Genomic DNA, 16,253 nt, shown 5'->3' with positions numbered 1-16,253 from the left:
CGCGCCCGGGTCTCCTCGATCAGCTCGGCGACCTTGCCGGGATGGGGCGGCCATGCGGTCTGGGGCTCGTCGCTGTGCCGCAGGTCATGCAGGATCGCCTCGCGGTCGCCGGGCCGGGCCCAGGCCAGGATCGCCCGCCCCATGGCCGAGGGCAGCACGTGGATGCCGTAGTTGATCACCCGGTTGACCAGGAAGGGCGAGACCCGCCGCGAGGTTTCCAGAACGCGGATGCTGCGGGCGTGGTAGACACCGACATCCGAGGGCCAGAGCACCTGCTGGCAGAGCCGGTCCAGCGGCGGCCCCGAAACCTGCGACAGGCGGCGGTCGGGATCGGTCTCTTCCCGCGCGCGGGCAGCCGGATACCACAACCCGTCGCCCAGCCCGCGCCGCGCGTGGCCGGTCTCTTCCATGGTCAGCAGGATGCGCAGCAGGCTGGCCTTGGCCAGCCCGCTCTGGCGTGACAGCGAGGCCAGCGACAGCGGGCCGCCGTCGCGCAGCAGCTCCATCACTTCCAGACCCCGCCTGAGGCTCTCGATCCGCTTCACGACGTCCCCTCCGGTCGACCGCCGACCGCGGGGCCGACGTTTCACCAAGTGAAACACAGCTGCATTTCGCTTTCAACATCTGCCGCCTTGGCGGAACCTCTCCGCACAGGGCACGTCGGGGAGGACGTGCCAAGGGAGGAGACCATGCAGAGCATTTCCAAGCTGCGCCCCGCGGGGCGGGCAATTGCCGTCCTTGGCTGGCTGGGCGCGGTCGGGCTGGCCCTTGCGGGGGTCTGGATCGCCGGGTTCGGCAGCGCCAGCGAGACGCTGCTGCGGATCGGCAGTTTCACCCTGGCGGCGGTGGTCCTGCTGCTGACCCGGATCGGCAGCCGTCTCGATGTGGACAAGCCCTGGCCGGTCCTGATCGACCTCGTGCTGCTGGCGGCCCTTGCTGTCGCCATGCAGCGCTATGCCTCGATCGGCGAGGCGCTGGAGATCGGGCTCTACTTCTTCCAGACCTCGGACATCCTGATCGGCGTCGCCGGCGTCGTGGTGCTGCTGGAGCTGACCCGCCGCGCCTTCGGCATGCCGCTGGTGGTGGTCTGCCTGCTGGCCGTGGCCTATGCGCTGTTCGGGCGCTACCTGCCCTGGATCTTCCAGCACGGCGGCTATTCCCTGCAGCAGGTCATGCAGGTGATCTGGTATTCCTTCGACGGGGTCTTCGGGCGTCCGCTGTCGGTGGTGACGACACTGATCCTCGTCTTCATCGTCTTCGGTGCGGTGCTGGAAGCCGTCGGCGCGGGCCCGGTGCTGCTGCGCTTCGCCTTCGTCGCCACGGGCCGGATGCGCGGAGGCCCGGCCCATGCCGCCATCGCCGCCAGCGGCGTCTTCGGCACCATGTCGGGCTCTGTCTCGGGCAACGTGGTGGGCACAGGCGTCATGACCATCCCGATGATCATCAAGCGGGGCTTCCCGGCGCGCTATGCCGGGGGCGTCGAGGCCGCGGCCTCGTCCGGCGGGCAGTTCATGCCGCCGATCATGGGCGCCGTCGCCTTCATCATGTCCGATGTGACCGGCATTCCCTACCTGACCATCTGCCTCGCGGCGCTGCTGCCGGCGCTGTTCTACTATGCCTCGCTCTTCGTGGCGGTGCATCTGGAGGCCGTGGCGCGCGACATCCGCCCGATCCCGCGCCGCGAGTTGCCGGTGCTGACCCGGCATGACTGGCTGATGTCGCTCTGCTTCGTGGTGCCGCTGGTGCTGATGCTGGCGGTGATGATCTCGGGGCGTTCGCCGGCCATGGCGGGCTTCTGGGCAGTGCTCTGCGCGGTGGTGCTGGGCTTCGTGCTGAACCCCGAGGTGCGTCGGGCGCCCCAGGTGATCCTAGAGGGCCTGCGTCAGGGCGGTCTGGCCGCCGCGCAGATCCTGATCGCCGTGGCCGCCATCGGCATCGTCATCGGAGTGATGAACATGACCGGCCTCGGCCTGCGCTTCGCCGGGGTGATCCAGGACATCTCGGGGGACTCGCTGTTCCTCAGCCTGGTGATGATGATGCTGGGCTCGCTGGTGCTGGGCATGGGGATGCCGACGGTGCCGGCCTACCTGATCGTGATCCTGGTGATGGGCCCGGCGATCCAGATGATGGGCGTGCCGGTGGTCATCGCGCATCTCTTCGTCGTCTACTTCGGCGTGCTCAGCTCGATCACCCCGCCGGTCGCCATCGCCGCCTTTGCCGCCGCGCCGATTGCCCGGGCCAACCCTGTCGCCATCGGCATCGACGCCTGCCGCATCGCGCTGATCGGCTTCATCATCCCCTTCGTGATGGTCTACAACCCCTCGCTCAGCCTCGTCACCGGCTTCACCTGGGTCGGGCTGGCCTGGGTCTGCCTGCGGCTCAGCCTGACCATCTGGCTCTTCTCGACCGGCTTCTCGGGCTATGCCAGCAGCCGCCTCGGCGCGGGCCAGCGCGGGCTGCGCTTCGCCCTCGGGCTGGGGGTTCTGGTGCCGATGATCTGGGTCGAGGTCGCCTGCACCCTGCTGGCCCTGGCGCTGGTCTGGTCCGACTGGCGCAACCGCAGCCGCGAGGACGAGGACAGCCCCGCGACCCCCCACCACCACCGAGACCGCGGCGGCCGAGGCGCCCTAGCGCCCGCCGCCGGACCCTACACCCATCTCAAGTCGATCAGGGAGGATAAGACATGAGACATCTGAGAGCGGCCCTCGGGCTGACCCTTGCCCTGGCTGCGGCCCCCGTGGCCCAGGCCAAGGACTTCTACACCATGGCGACGCTGGGGCCGGGCTCTTCGCCCTACCTGGTGATGAGCACGGCGGCGCAGATCGTCGGCGACCGGCTGGACGACGTGGAGATCCAGGTCAACGCCACCGGCGCCGCCACCCAGCACGCGCTGGAAGCGGGGGCCGGACAGCTCGACTTCTTCATGTGGTCGGCCAGCGTCCACGCCCTGATGGAGCAGGGCACGGCGATGTATGCCAAGGTGCCCCAGGCACCGGAGCTCAGCCAGAACCTGCGCGCGGTCTTTGCCTTCCCGCTGGGCCTCTACCACATCACCACCTACGCGGACTCGGGCATCACCTCGCTGGACGACCTGGCGGGCAAGACCGTCTTCCTCGGCCCGCCGGGCGGCGGTGCGACGACGATCATGGAGCGCGTCGTGGAAGGGGCCACGGGCCTCAAGCCCGGCGAGGACTTCGAACAGGCCCGTCTTGGCTGGGACGCCGCCGCGCAGGCCTTCCAGGACGGACGGCTCGACGTCTACGTGAACTCGACCAATGCGCCCTCGCCGGTGATCCAGCAATTCGCGCTTGGCCGCGAAATCCGCTTCCTCGGCCTGAGCGAAGAGCAGATGGCGAAGGAATCGGTTCAGGCGATCCTGAACCGTCCCGGCGGCACGCTGGGCACCATCGAGGCCGGCACCTACGGCAAGAACCAGGTCAACACCGAGGCGGTGCAGACGCTGGGCTCGACCGTTGGCATCGGGGCGGGCAGGCATGTGCCCGAAGAGGCGGTCTATCAGATCACCAAGGCCTTCTGGGAGGGTGTCGAGGAGATGCAGGCCAATGCCCCCTGGCTGCGCAACATCCAGCTGGAGAACGCCCTGCAGGACCTGAACCTGCCGCTGCACCCCGGCGCGCTGCGCTACTACGAAGAGATCGGCATGACGATCCCCGACGCCCTGCGCCCCGCAGAGTGAGCTGACCTTGCGGCCCCGTCCTCGTGGCGGGGCCGGACCCTGCGACGGAAGGAAGACCCCGTGCCCGAGACCCGAAATATCCTGTTCATCATGTTCGACCAGCTGCGCTGGGATTACCTCAGCTGCTATGGGCATCCGCATCTGCAGACGCCGAACCTCGACCGGCTGGCGGCGAAGGGCGTGCGCTTCGAGAGGGCCTATATCCAGTCGCCGATCTGCGGCTCGTCGCGGATGTCGACCTATACCGGGCGCTACGTGCATTCCCATGGCGCCAGCTGGAACGGCATTCCCCTCAAGGTGGGCGAGCTGACCATGGGCGACCACCTGCGCGCCGCCGGCATGTCCTGCCACCTGATCGGCAAGACCCACATGCGCGCCGATGCCGAGGGCATGGCCCGGCTGGGCATCGAGCCCGACAGCCTGATCGGGGTGCGCGTCGCCGAATGCGGCTTCGACGTGGTGGAACGCGATGACGGGATGCGCCCCGAGGGGCCGGATGGCCTCTACGACGAGGGCGGCGCGGCGCGTTACAACGAGTATCTGCGCGCCAAGGGCTACGACAGCGAGAACCCCTGGCACGACTACGCCAACTCGGGCCGCGACGCAGAGGGCAACGTGCTGTCGGGCTGGTTCCTGAAGAACTCGGACCAGCAGGCCAATATCGCCGAGGAGGACAGTGAGACGCCCTACCTGACCCGCCGCGCGATCGAATGGATGGAGGCCGCGCAGGGGCAGGGGCCCTGGTGCTGCCATCTCAGTTACATCAAGCCCCATTGGCCCTACGTGGTGCCGGCGCCCTATCACGACATGTTCGGCCCCTCGGACGTGATCCCGGCGATCCGCAGCCAGGCGGAATACGAGCAGGCGCACGAGGTGATGAAGGCCTTCATGGATGCCCCCGTCGGGAAGGCATTTTCACGCGAGGATGTGCGCACCCCGGTGGTGCAGGCCTACATGGGCCTGATCAAGCAATGCGACGACCAGATGGGAGAGCTGTTCAGCTACCTCGAACGCAGCGGACGGATGGAGGACACGATGATCGTCGTGACCTCGGATCACGGCGACTTCCTCGGCGATCACTGGATGGGCGAGAAGATGTTCTTCCAGAATGCCAGCGTGAAGGTGCCGATGATCATCTACGATCCCTCGCCGAAGGCGGATGGAACGCGGGGCACCGTCTCGGATACGCTGGTGGAGTGCATCGACCTGGCGCCGACCTTCGTCGAGGTCGCGGGCGGCAAGGTGGCCGATCACGTGCTGGAGGGCGAAAGCCTGCTGCCGCTGCTGCGCGGCGAGGCGACGGAAACCGCGCGGGATTTCGTCATCTGCGAATATGATTACTCGGCCTCGCCCATTGCCGCGCGCTTCGGGCTGTCGGTGCGCGATGCGGTGATGTTCATGGTTGCCGATGAACGCTGGAAGCTGGTGCACTTCGAAGGCGGCTTCCGCCCGATCCTCTTCGACATGGAAAAGGACCCCGACGAGCTGGTCGACCTGGGCGATGACCCGGCCCATGCCGAGGTCATCGCGGCGATGTATGACAAGCTGTTCCGCTGGGCCCGGCGCACCGCGCAGCGCACCACCCGCAGCGCCGAGCAGCTTGAGGCGATGCGCTCCAAGTCCGGGCGGCGGGGCGTCATGATCGGCATCTACGACGAGAACGACGTGCCGCTGGAGCTGACGGTGAAATACCGCGACCGCAAGGTGCCCGACATGCGGGGCGGCGGCGGGGCCTGATCCCGGCATTGCGGCGCCCTTGAAACGGCCCTGCCTGGCGACAGGCGGGGCCGTTTGCCATTTCACCCCGGGGTGGGCTTGACAATTCCGACTGAATTGCTCAGGCATAAGCTTTCGGCCCTCCCCCTTGGCGGGCCGGTGTTCGGGATCTGATCATGGCACGGATGACAGGGGTGACAGGCGGGCCGCGGGCCACGGGCTTCCGGCCGCGGATGGAGACGCGGACCTCGGCCCTGCGTACCCTGCGCCCGCTTGCCTTCCGTCATCTCGGCAGCGCCATCGCCGATGTCTGGCACGTGCATGGCGAGACCGGCGGCGGCGGTTTCTACATCGCGCCCGACGCGCGGATCGTTGTCTTCCTCGATGCCGAGCCGCCGGCGAAATCGGTGCGTACCACGCTCAACGGTCCCGAGACCTCGGACCTCAGGGCGATGTTCATTCCCGCCGGGGTGCCGCTGTGGTCGCGGCTGGATGCCGAGCAGGACCTGTCCCACATTGACTTCCACCTCGACGCCGGGCCGCTGGCGCAGCGCCTTGGCCCGCTGGGGCGCGGCACGCTGGACAAGGTGCGCTTCCTGCGGCACGGGCCCGAGTTGCACAGCCTGGCCCGGCTGGCCGCCGACGAGGTGCAGGCGCCGCGCCGGGGCCCGATGCTGCTGGATGGCCTGCTGACCGCCCTGCTGGGCGAAATCTTCGCCACCGAGCCCGAGCCCGAGGCCCAGGCACATCGCGGCGGGCTCAGCCCCTGGCAGGCGGCGGCGGTCGAAAAGCACCTGCGCCAGCACCTGACCCGGCAGATCCCCGTGGCGGAACTGGCCGAGGTGGCGGGCCTGTCGGAAAGCTGGTTCGCCCGCGCCTTCAAGCAGAGCTTCGAAGAGACCCCGCAGCGCTGGCAGGCACACCTGCGCCTGGATGCCGCGCGCGACCTGATGGCCCGTCCGGCGCTCTCGCTGTCCGAGATCGCCCAGGCCACGGGCTTTGCCGACCAGGCCCACCTGTCGCGGGTCTTCCGCCAGCGGTTCGGGCAGCCCCCCTCGGCCTGGCGGCGGTCGCATTTCCCGCACTCCTGAACAAATGCCGGTGGTCTGGTTCAAGACCCTTCCGAATAGTTGAGGTAAACGCTCGGAAAACAGATGCGGACATGATGAAATGACACAGCGCAGTATTCAGCTTCTTCTGGCCGGGGCGAGCACCACGGCTCTTACCCTGGCCCTCGGCCTTTCCCCCGCCCAGGCCCAGGAGGCGGTCGACCTGAGCCCGATCGTGGTCGAGGCCGGCGAGGATGACCCGACCGCCCCGGTCGAGGGCTTCGTGGCGACGTCCAGCGCCTCCCTCAAGGGCAGCGCCCCGCTGAGCGAGACCCCGCGTTCGGTCACCGTGGTGACACGCGACCAGATCACCGAGCTTGGCGCGCAGAACATGGCAGAGGCGCTGGCCTATGCCGCGGGCACCGTGTCCGAGCCCTATGGCGCCGATCCGCGCTTTGACTCGATCGTGGTGCGCGGCACCGACCTTCAGAACCAGGCCTATCTGAACGGGTTGCGCGTCCAGCGCTCGACCAAGCCCGACTTCGGCGCCCCCACCCTCGAACTTTACGGCATGGAGCGGGTCGAACTGCTGCGCGGCCCGGCCTCGGTGCTCTACGGCGCCGGGTCGCCCTCGGGGCTGATCAACATGGTGCAGAAGCGCGCGCAACTGGGCGAGACCTTCAACGAGGCCGGCCTGTCCTTCGACAGCAACGGCTCGGCCCATGTCTTCGGCGACGTCAACGCCGTGGTCAGCGACCGTCTGGCCTATCGCGTCACCGCCAAGGCGGGCAACCAGAAGCTGGCCATCGACGAATACGACAACCCGGGCGGTTACCTCGGCCTGGCGCTGACCTGGCAGGCCACCGACGCCACCACGGTCGAGGTCCTGGCCTCGGTGCAGAAGGATGACCCCGACTCGCCCCCCGGCGTGCCGAACGGCCTGATCGGTAGCTACCCGGACGAGGACCTGCGCGACTTCTACTTCGGCAATGAGTCGCTTGAGCATGGCGACCGGCAGAACCTGAACCTGGGCTTCCAGATCACCCATGCCTTCGACAATGGCTGGACCCTGGTCAACAACACCCGCTTCAGCAAGTTCGACTGGTCCTACAACAACCTCTCGGTCGGCGGCGTCACCGGCACCGAGGTCGCGCGCACCGCGCTTGACCAGGACGAGACCTCGACCAGCGTCGCCACCGACCTGCGCCTGACCGGCAGCCTGCAGACCGGCGCCGTCAGCCATGACGTGACCTTCGGCATCGACGCCCGGCGCTTCCACGAGGACAGCTCCTCGATCTTCTACTCGGGCCAGGAGCCCATCGACTACGCCAATCCGCAGTATGACGACCTGACGCTGGACACCGCGTCGAGCTACGGGGCGATCAAGGACGTGACCGTGACCCAGCTCGGCGTCTACGCCGCGGACGAGATGAGCTTCGGCAACTGGCGCGGCAGCCTGGCGCTGCGCCATGACTGGAACCGCTCGGAAGGCGAGGCCGACAGCTACGGCACCCTGCTGGACCTCGACCGCGACGACAGCGCCACCACCGGCCAGCTGGGCCTGGCCCATGTCTGGGACAACGGGCTGACCGCCTACCTGTCCTATGCCACCTCCTTCTCGGTCTTCGCCCAGCCGGACTCGGGTGGCAACACCCTCGAGCCGACGACGGGCAAGCAGTGGGAAGCCGGTCTGAAGTACCAGCCCGAGGGCCTGGACGCGCTGTTCACCGCCGCGCTTTACAACCTGCGCGAGGTGAACCGTTCGACCACCACGACCATCGGCGGGATCAACTACTACGAGCAGATCGGCAAGTCCGAGATCAACGGGCTGGAACTGGAAGGCCGGGGCGGCCTTGGCAATGGCTGGACCGTCGCGGGCAGCTATTCCTGGACCCAGAGCGAGATCATCGGCGGCAACGAAGACGGCAACGAGCTGGCCAATACGCCCGAGCACACCGCCAAGCTCTGGCTCTCGAAAGAGGTGCAGGGCGGCGCGCTGAAGGGGCTGACCCTCGGCGCCGGGGCCCGCTACATCGGCGAGCGCTATGCCTTCAACAACAACGCCAGCCAGATGGACGACGTGACCCTGTTCGATGCCGGCCTCAGCTACGACTGGAACGGCGCAGAGCTGCAGCTGAACGTGAACAACCTGACCGACGAGGTCTATGTCTCTTCCGTCGGCTTCTTCTCGACCTACTACGGAGACGGACGCAAGGTCTCGGCGCAGCTGCGCTACAGGTGGTAAGGGCCTTCGCATGGTAGGATGCCGCATATGCTAGGCTTCGCGATGACGCGTCGCAGGCTGCTGGCCGCGGGGGGATGCTCCCTCGCGGCCTCGGTCGTTCTCGGGGCCGGGCGGGCGCCGCGCCTCGCCGCCATCGACTGGGCGATGTTCGAGACCGCGCAGGCGCTCGGCCATGCCCCGGTCGCGGCGGCCGAGCTGATCCGCCTGCGCCGCGAGACCGCGCTGCCGCCGGCGCCCGGCACCGTCGACCTGGGGCTGCGCGGGGCGCCCAACCTCGAAGCCCTCAGCCTGGTGGCGCCCGACCTGGTGCTGTCGTCGAACTACTACGGCTTCATCGAGGCGCAGCTGTCACGCATCGCGCCGGTCTTCTCGCGCGATCTCTTCCTGCCGGGCGAGGCGCCGCTGCCACGGGTCGAAGCCGCGCTGACGGCCCTGGCCGAGCGGATCGGCGATCCGGTGGCGGGGCAGGGCGCACTTGCCGCCCATCTGGCGGCCTTCGAGGCCCTGGCCACCCGTGCCCGTGCCTTCGCCAACCGGCCCCTCTGCGTGGTCGAGATCGGCGATGCGCAGCATGTGCGCGCCTTCGGTGCGGACAGTCTCTATGGCGGGGCGCTGGACCGGCTGGGGCTGGTGAATGCCTGGCGCGAGGTCACCCGGTTCGGCTTCAACGCGCCGGTGCCGCTGGCGCGGCTGGCCGACTTCCCCGAGGCGCGCATCGTCATTGCCGGAAAGATCCCGGTCGCGGCCCGGCGCGACATCGCGCGCGGCGCGCTGTGGAACGCCCTGCCGGCCGTGGCCGGGGGGCGGGTCATCCAGCTGCCGAACGGCAACCCCTTCGGCGGCGCCGCCTCGGCGCAGCGCTTCGCCGCTCAGTTGGTCGCGGCGCTGGAAGACGAGGGCACGGCATGACGCGGCTGATCCTCTGGGCCCCGCTGGCGGGGCTGCTGGCCCTGGGCCTCTGGGGGCTTGCCGCAGTGCAGCAACTGCCGCTGGCAGACTGGCCCGCGTTGCCATACGACGCCGCAGGAATGCGGCTTGAGCAGATCCTGCTGGCCTTCGGAACCATGCCCCGAGGTATGGTCGCGCTGCTGGTCGGTGCGGCGCTCGGGCTGGCGGGGGCGCTGATGCAGGCGGTGCTGCGCAACCCGCTGGCGGATCCGACGACGCTGGGGCTGCAGGCGGGCGCGCAGCTGGCGCTGGTCGCGGCGACGCTGCTGGCACCGGGGCTGCTGGCCTTCGGGCGGGGCCCTGTGGCGCTGGCGGGCGCGGCGCTGGCGACGGGGACGGTGCTCGCGCTGGCGGCGCGGCGTGGCTTCGCGCCGGTGACCGTGACCATCTCGGGCATGCTGGTCGGGCTGCTCTGCGCCGCCATCGCCACCGCTCTGACCCTGTCGCGGGGCGAATACCTGCTGTCGCTGGTGATCTGGAACGGCGGCGCCCTGACCCAGCAGGACTGGAGCGGCGCGGCCATCCTTGCCGCCGTCCTGCTGCCCGCGCTGGCGCTGGCCCTGCTGATGGCGCGCCCCCTGCTGCTGCTCTCGCTGGGCGGAGAGGGGGCCCGCGCGCTCGGCCTGCCTGCGATGCCGCTGCGCCTTGCCGCGCTTTCGGTGGCGGTGGTGCTTTCGGCGACGGTGGCGGCCGAGGTCGGCCTTGTCGGCTTCGTCGGCCTTGCCGCGCCGGCCATCGCGCGCCGCCTCGGTGCGCGCACCATTCCGCAGCGCCTGCTGCTGGCGACGCTGGCCGGGGCGCTGCTGCTGTCGCTCACCGACAGCGCGCTGATGCTGCTGGCGGCGGCGGGCGGGCCGGTGCTGCCCTCGGGGGCGCTGACCGGGCTGATCGGCGGGCCGCTGCTGATCGCCCTGTTGCCCCGCCTGCGCGCCACCGTCCCGCCCGAGACCGAGGCCGGAGACCGTCCCGCGCCGCGCGCCCGCCATCCCGGCCGGGTGCTGCTGGTGCTCGCCGTTCTGCTGCCGGTGCTCTCGCTTGCCACGCTGATGGCCGGACGTGGCCCCGGTGGCTGGGGCCTGCTGGACCCGGCCCTGCGAGAGACCTTCCTGCCGCTGCGCGCCACGGCGCTGCTGGCCAGCCTCGCGGCGGGGGCGCTGCTGGCGGGCTCGGGCGCGATCCTGCAGAAGCTGACCGCCAATCCGCTGGCCGCCCCCGAGGTGCTGGGCGTCACCGGCGGCGCCTCGCTGGGCTATGCGGCGGCGATCTTCGCCCTGCCGTCGCCCGGCGCGCTGGAGCTGGCCCTGGGCGCGGGCGGCGGCGCGGCCCTGGCGCTGCTGGCGCTCTCGGCCTATGCGCTGCGGGCCGAGATGGCCCCGGCGCGGCTGCTGCTGGCGGGGCTGGGCATCGGCGCCCTGTCCTCGGCGGTGCTGGCGGCGATCATGGCCTCGGGCGACATGCGGGCATGGGCGGTGCTGGGGTGGCTCTCGGGCTCGGCCAGCCGCGCCACGCCCCTGGGCGCGGCGGCGCTGACGGTGCTGGCGCTGCTGCTGGCGGCGGGCGGGATGCTGGCGGGGCGCTGGTTGCAGATCCTGCCGCTTGGAGGCGCCGTGGCAGGTGCGCTCGGCGTGCCGGTCGCCGGGGTGCGACTGGCGCTGATCCTCGGGGCGGGGCTGGCCACCGGCGCCGCCTCGGTGCTGGTCGGCCCGGTCAGCTTCATCGGCCTGATGGCGCCGCATATCGCCCGCTCGCTCGGCCTGAAGCGGCCGCGCGACTTCCTGGCCGGCGCCATGCTGACCGGTGCCCTGCTGATGGGCCTCGCCGCCTTCGGGGCGCGCAGCCTCGCCTATCCCTACGACCTGCCGCTCGGCCTCTTCGCGACCCTGATCGGGGCGCCCTGGCTCTTTGCCGCGCTGATGAGAAGGACATGACCATGAGCCTCTTTTCCCTGCAGGACATCCGCTTTGACGTGCCCGGCCGCCGCCTGATCGACGGGCTGTCGCTTGAGATCGCCGCCGGGCAGGTGACCGCGCTGATCGGGCGCAACGGGTCGGGCAAGTCGACGCTGCTGAAGCTGATCACCGGCCAGCATGTGCCGTCCTCGGGGCAGATCCTGTTCGAGGGCCGCCCGCTGGCCGACTGGCCGCGCCGCGACCTGGCGCGCGCCCTGGCCTACCTGCCGCAGGTCACCCCGCCGACCGAGGGGATGCAGCTGGACGAGCTGGTGCAGCTTGGCCGCTATCCCTGGCGCGGGGCCCTCGGGCGGATGCGCGCCGAGGACCATGCCCAGATCAGCGAGGCCCTGCGGCTCTGCGGCGTTGAGACCCTGCGCCACCGTCTTGTCGATACCCTCTCGGGCGGCGAGCGCCAGCGCGGCTGGATCGCCATGATGATCGCCCAGGGCGCCCGCACCCTGCTGCTGGACGAGCCGATCTCGGCGCTGGATGTCGCCCACCAGGTCGAGGTGCTGGGCCTTGTCCGCCGCATGTGCCGCGAGCGTGGCCTCTCGGCGGTGATCGTGCTGCATGACGTCAACATGGCGGCGCGCTTCTGCGATCATGTCGTTGCCCTCGGCGAGGGGCGTTGCCTGCTCGACGCGCCCGTGGATGCGCTGATGACACCCGAGGCGCTGGCGCGTATCTACGGTGTCGAGATGACTGTCGGCGCCTCTGCCCATCCCTTCGCCCTGCCTCTCTGACTTCCCTCAAGACCAAGGACCAAGCCCGTGCTGCGCCAGTTCTTCGCCTATTACAAACCCTTCAAGCGCCTGTTCTGGCTGGATTTCGGCTGCGCCGTCCTCTCGGGCCTGCTTGAGCTTGCCTTCCCGCTGGCGATCACCGCCTTCATCGACCACCTGCTGCCAAGCGGCGACTGGAGCCTGACCATCGCCGCCGCCATCGCCCTGCTGGTGATCTATGCGATCAATGCCGGGCTGATGGCCGTGGTGATCTACTGGGGCCACATGCTGGGCATCAACATCGAGACCGAGATGCGGGCCCGCGCCTTCGGCCACCTGACGCGGCTGTCCTGGCGCTGGTACGACACGGCGCGCACCGGCAAGCTGGTGGCCCGCGTCACCCGTGACCTCGAAGAGATCGGCGAGGTGGCCCACCATGGCCCCGAAGACCTGTTCATCGCCGTCATGACCTTCCTCGGGGCCTTCCTGCTGATGCTGTCGATCCATCCGACGCTGGCGCTGATCACCGCGGCGATCGTGCCGGTTTCGGTCCTCGTGGTGGCGGTCTACGGCGCCCGGATGACCCGTACCTTCCGCGAGATCTATTCGCGCATCGGGGCCTTCAACGTGCGGCTGGAAGAGGCCATCGGCGGCATCCGCGTGGTGCAGGCCTTCGCCAACGAGCGCCACGAGGAGGGCCTCTTTGCCCGCGACAACGCCGCCTACCGCAGCACCAAGCTGCAGGCCTATCGCGCCATGGCGGCCTCGACCACGCTGCACTACATGGGGATGCGCTTCGTGCAGGTGGTGGTCATGGTGGCGGGCGCCGGCTTTGTGCTGTCGGGGACGCTGTCCACCGGCGGGTTCGTCGGCTTCCTGCTGCTGGTGACCATCTTCTTCCGCCCTCTCGACAAGATCGCCGCGGTGATCGAGACCTACCCCAAGGGCATTGCCGGTTTCCGCCGCTACCTCGAGCTGCTCGACATCGAACCCGAGGTGCAGGACCACCCCGAGGCCCGCGCCGTCGAGGGGCTGCGCGGGGATATCCGCTTCGAGGATGTGCATTTCGCCTACAACAGCGAACGCCCGGTGCTCTCCAGCATTTCCCTGACCGTGAAGGCGGGCGAGACGGTGGCCTTCGTCGGCGCCTCGGGGGCGGGCAAGACGACCCTGCTGGCCCTGCTGCCGCGCTTCTACGAGCCGACCTCGGGCGCCATCACCGTCGATGGTCACGCGCTGGACCGGATTACGCTGGAAAGCCTGCGCGGCCAGATCGGGCTGGTCAGCCAGGATGTCTTCCTGTTCGGTGGCACCCTGCGCGAGAACATCGCCTATGGCCGCCTCGGCGCCAGCGATGCCGAGATCCTTGATGCCGCCGCCAAGGCCCAGCTGACCCCGATGATCGAAGGCTTGCCCGAAGGTCTGGACACCATTGTCGGCGAGCGCGGCGTGACCCTCTCGGGCGGGCAGAAACAGCGGGTCGCCATTGCGCGGGCCTTCCTGAAGAACCCGCCGATCCTGGTGCTGGACGAGGCGACCAGCGCGCTCGACAGCAAGACCGAGCGCGAGATCCAGCAGGCACTGGAGGCCCTCTCGGAGGGGCGCACAACGCTGGTCATCGCGCACCGTCTCGGCACCGTGCGCAATGCCGACCGGATCGTCGTCATGGACCATGGCCGGATCGTCGAGGAGGGCAGCCACGACAGCCTGATCGCCCTCGCCGGGGCCTACGCGACGCTGGCAGCCTGATCAGCCTATGAGTGCGCAAAGCCCCCGGTGACCGAGACGGCGCCGGGGGTTTCCCTTTGCCCCCCGGGCGGGAATGCAGTGGCCATCGAATTGCAGTTCGGCGGAAATCTGCCTGCGGTGCATTAAGCTGACTTCCTGATTCACATTATTGCGCAATTGACTTGCAATCTCTGGTGGGCAGGGCTTTCGCAATAAGGTGCATTCGAGATGTGTCTTGGCATGAAAGACCCGCGACGGCCTCAATTCCGCGCGGGCCTCATTTTCTCCGGGGGGCTGCGTCAGCGCAGGAGGCCCATTGCCGCAGTGTCCCGCCCTAGCGGGGCGTTCAGGTCTTCGATGGCATCGTAGAGCAGCTCCAGCGCGTAGTGCGGGTTGTGCGCGTAGATCCCGGGATCGGCGGTGACCAGCTTCCAGTTGTAGGCCGCCCGCAGCGACCGGGGCGTCCAGCTGGCGTAGTTGACCGGCCGCCCGTTGTCGCCGGTATCCGCCACGCCGTCGCCGTTCGCATCGGTGAAGAAATAGGGGTAGCTGTGCCCGTCATAGAGCAGCCCGACACCCGCCACCTCGGCGCTGTAGTCCTGCAGGGTGCGCAGCAGCAGCTCGGCGTTGTTGGCGATGTCGGTGCGGATACCCTGCGCCGTGTTGCCCGCGCCGTCATAGCTCTGCTTGCGGATGCGGAAGGCGCGGGGGCCCTCGCCCTCGTGGCAGGTGGTGCAGCTCTCTGTCTTGACCTCCAGCCCGTGTGGGTCGTGGCAGGACACGCAGGTTGCCACCGGGCGGGCATGGAAGAAGCGGCCGGAATAGGCTTTGCCTTCATAGTGATAGCCCGCCTTGCCATAGCCCCCCAGCCAGGTGGCGGCAGCGGTCTTGTAATGCGGGTTGATGAAGCGCAGCTCGGCGTTGACGGTGTCGGGCGCGCCGTCGGCGATGGCCTTCTCGACGTCGGCCCCGGCGCTGCGGCCCTGGTGGCAGGTCACGCAGGCGGCCTCGACGCCCTGCACCGGGTGCGCGACGCCCGAGGGCAGGGTGACCGCCTTGACCTCGGCCAGCCCGTTGGCGTGGCAGGTCGCGCAGTCCACCACGCCGCCCGTCGGGATCGGGCTCTGCGGCAACCCGGGCGCCGAGCCGTCCAGCCCGTGGAAGCTGCGGAACCCGGCGCCCGAGTGGCAGACCGAGCAAGCCGGCGCGATTTCGCCCTCGTCGTCCCAGTGCCGGAAGGCCTCCGAGGCGTTGTCGGCATGGGCCGAACCGATCCAGGCAGCGATGGCCGCGTTGTTCTCGTCGCCCAGATCCCTGGGCAGGAAGGGGCCTGCATCGGGCAGGATATAGGGCGTCAGGGCCTCCTGGCTCTGCTCTTGCTGCGCCATGGCGGGCGTGGTCGCGAGCAGGGCAGAGAGGGTGATGAGAAGTCTGCTTGTTGCAACAATGATCCGGCGCATTGGCTTTTCCCGCGTGGTGGCTATTAAATTGGCTCCAATGCGTCATGATGGCGTCAGGCGGAGATTCTGGCAAATGCCATTCTTCCGAAGGTGTGGGAAGTTCCGGGAATGATACCCTTCGTTATGCGAAATTCGGGTCTCGATGTCGCGATCCCCGGCGCGCCGCCCGCACCGGGCGGGCTGCGGGATCTTGTCACCGATGAAGCCGCGCTGGTCCCTCAGGCCGGCGAGCGGCTGCGCCTGGACATGGTGGGGGCCGAGGGCGCCTTGCTCGCCCAGGGGGCGCCGGTGGCGCGGCTGCGGGATCACCCTGAGGTTGTCCTGGTTGCCCCCATGGCCGCGCGGCTGGCCCGGGTCCGGCTGGGGCCGGGGCGGCAGCTGATCGAACTGCTGTTCTTCCACGAGCCACAGGCCGGATATCATGCCTTCGAGACCTCTGCCGCGCGGGCGGGCGAGGCCCCGGCGATCCGGGCGCTGATGCAGGCGTCGGGCCTCTGGCGGATGCTGCGCAGCCGTCCCTTCGGCCGCATGCCCGGTGTCGCCGAGGTGCCTGCCGCGCTCTTCGTCATGGCCTGCGACAGTCGCCCCCATGCCCCCGATCCGCAGGCCATGCTGTCCGGGCGGGGCGAGGCGCTGGCCCGGGGCCTCGCGGCGCTTGGCCGTCTGACCGGGGGGCCGGTATTCCTCTGCCAGGGGCGCGGCCCGGCGCTGGCCGGACCGGGCGCGGTCGAGGGCC

11 protein-coding genes and 1 pseudogene are annotated in these 16,253 nt (G+C 69.4%); 10 read left to right on the top strand and 2 right to left on the bottom strand.

Translation table 11 applies throughout. The features are described 5' to 3' along the window. Window positions 1-545: helix-turn-helix domain-containing protein (locus OS124_RS24535; protein WP_010139990.1), on the bottom strand; the 545-nt coding region annotated here is incomplete at its 3' end. Window positions 546-689: 144 nt separating this feature from the next. Here OS124_RS24535 and OS124_RS0112420 point away from each other — a divergent pair. The 9 genes from OS124_RS0112420 (at window position 690) to OS124_RS0112380 (ending at window position 14,078) form a co-directional block, all read left to right on the top strand. Then, entirely contained in the window at window positions 690-2,687 is a 1,998-nt protein-coding gene (locus OS124_RS0112420) for a TRAP transporter permease (protein ID WP_010139989.1), read from the top strand. After that, a complete protein-coding gene (locus OS124_RS0112415) occupies window positions 2,684-3,697 on the top strand; it encodes a TAXI family TRAP transporter solute-binding subunit (protein WP_010139988.1) in 1,014 nt (337 codons plus the stop codon). Before OS124_RS0112420 ends, OS124_RS0112415 begins: the two co-directional genes overlap by 4 nt. Before the next feature lie 60 nt (window positions 3,698-3,757). Next, complete coding sequence (locus OS124_RS0112410) at window positions 3,758-5,434, top strand: sulfatase-like hydrolase/transferase (RefSeq protein ID WP_010139987.1); 1,677 nt, start codon at window positions 3,758-3,760, stop codon at window positions 5,432-5,434. 155 nt (window positions 5,435-5,589) lie between these two features. Continuing rightward, window positions 5,590-6,504: an AraC family transcriptional regulator gene (locus OS124_RS0112405; RefSeq protein WP_010139986.1), complete on the top strand. Its 915-nt coding sequence runs from the start codon at window positions 5,590-5,592 to the stop codon at window positions 6,502-6,504. A gap of 79 nt (window positions 6,505-6,583) precedes the next feature. Then, window positions 6,584-8,707 carry a TonB-dependent siderophore receptor gene (locus OS124_RS0112400; protein ID WP_010139985.1) on the top strand — a complete coding sequence of 708 codons (2,124 nt, stop codon included), beginning with the start codon at window positions 6,584-6,586 and terminating at the stop codon, window positions 8,705-8,707. A 42-nt stretch (window positions 8,708-8,749) separates the two neighbouring features. Continuing rightward, on the top strand, window positions 8,750-9,616 hold the full coding sequence (locus tag OS124_RS0112395) for an ABC transporter substrate-binding protein (protein ID WP_237708112.1): 867 nt from the start codon (window positions 8,750-8,752) through the stop codon (window positions 9,614-9,616). After that, window positions 9,613-11,583 (top strand): Fe(3+)-hydroxamate ABC transporter permease FhuB, encoded by a 1,971-nt coding sequence (gene fhuB / locus OS124_RS0112390; RefSeq protein ID WP_010139983.1) that lies wholly within the window; start codon window positions 9,613-9,615, stop codon window positions 11,581-11,583. Before OS124_RS0112395 ends, fhuB begins: the two co-directional genes overlap by 4 nt. Window positions 11,584-11,585: 2 nt before the next feature. Further along, window positions 11,586-12,350 carry an ABC transporter ATP-binding protein gene (locus tag OS124_RS0112385; protein ID WP_029375394.1) on the top strand — a complete coding sequence of 255 codons (765 nt, stop codon included), beginning with the start codon at window positions 11,586-11,588 and terminating at the stop codon, window positions 12,348-12,350. 27 nt (window positions 12,351-12,377) lie between these two features. Continuing rightward, window positions 12,378-14,078: an ABC transporter ATP-binding protein gene (locus OS124_RS0112380; protein WP_010139981.1), complete on the top strand. Its 1,701-nt coding sequence runs from the start codon at window positions 12,378-12,380 to the stop codon at window positions 14,076-14,078. 278 nt (window positions 14,079-14,356) lie between these two features. Here the strand turns inward: OS124_RS0112380 and OS124_RS0112375 are convergent, their stop codons facing one another. Beyond that, window positions 14,357-15,517, bottom strand: coding sequence for a cytochrome c3 family protein (locus OS124_RS0112375; RefSeq protein ID WP_010139980.1), 1,161 nt, complete (start codon window positions 15,515-15,517; stop codon window positions 14,357-14,359). A gap of 108 nt (window positions 15,518-15,625) precedes the next feature. Here OS124_RS0112375 and OS124_RS0112370 point away from each other — a divergent pair. Next, window positions 15,626-16,253: pseudogene (locus OS124_RS0112370) on the top strand (Na(+)-translocating NADH-quinone reductase subunit A); the annotation flags it as partial.

Origin of the sequence: Oceanicola sp. S124 (assembly GCF_000220565.1) — a bacterium.
In the GTDB taxonomy this organism is placed as follows: Bacteria; Pseudomonadota; Alphaproteobacteria; order Rhodobacterales; family Rhodobacteraceae; genus Pseudooceanicola.
Note: the sequence above shows the minus strand (reverse complement) of the source record. Positions and strands in the feature narration are given on the sequence as shown.

Excerpts from the sequence above, each read along its gene's own strand:
- OS124_RS0112420 (WP_010139989.1), top strand. The coding sequence starts at position 690 with ATGCAGAGCATTTCCAAGCTGCGCCCCGCGGGGCGGGCAATTGCCGTC.
- OS124_RS0112415 (WP_010139988.1), top strand. The coding sequence starts at position 2,684 with ATGAGACATCTGAGAGCGGCCCTCGGGCTGACCCTTGCCCTGGCTGCG.
- OS124_RS0112405 (WP_010139986.1), top strand. The coding sequence starts at position 5,590 with ATGGCACGGATGACAGGGGTGACAGGCGGGCCGCGGGCCACGGGCTTC.
- OS124_RS0112400 (WP_010139985.1), top strand. The coding sequence starts at position 6,584 with ATGACACAGCGCAGTATTCAGCTTCTTCTGGCCGGGGCGAGCACCACG.
- OS124_RS0112395 (WP_237708112.1), top strand. The coding sequence starts at position 8,750 with ATGACGCGTCGCAGGCTGCTGGCCGCGGGGGGATGCTCCCTCGCGGCC.
- fhuB (WP_010139983.1), top strand. The coding sequence starts at position 9,613 with ATGACGCGGCTGATCCTCTGGGCCCCGCTGGCGGGGCTGCTGGCCCTG.
- OS124_RS0112385 (WP_029375394.1), top strand. The coding sequence starts at position 11,586 with ATGAGCCTCTTTTCCCTGCAGGACATCCGCTTTGACGTGCCCGGCCGC.
- OS124_RS0112375 (WP_010139980.1), bottom strand. The coding sequence starts at position 15,517 with ATGCGCCGGATCATTGTTGCAACAAGCAGACTTCTCATCACCCTCTCT.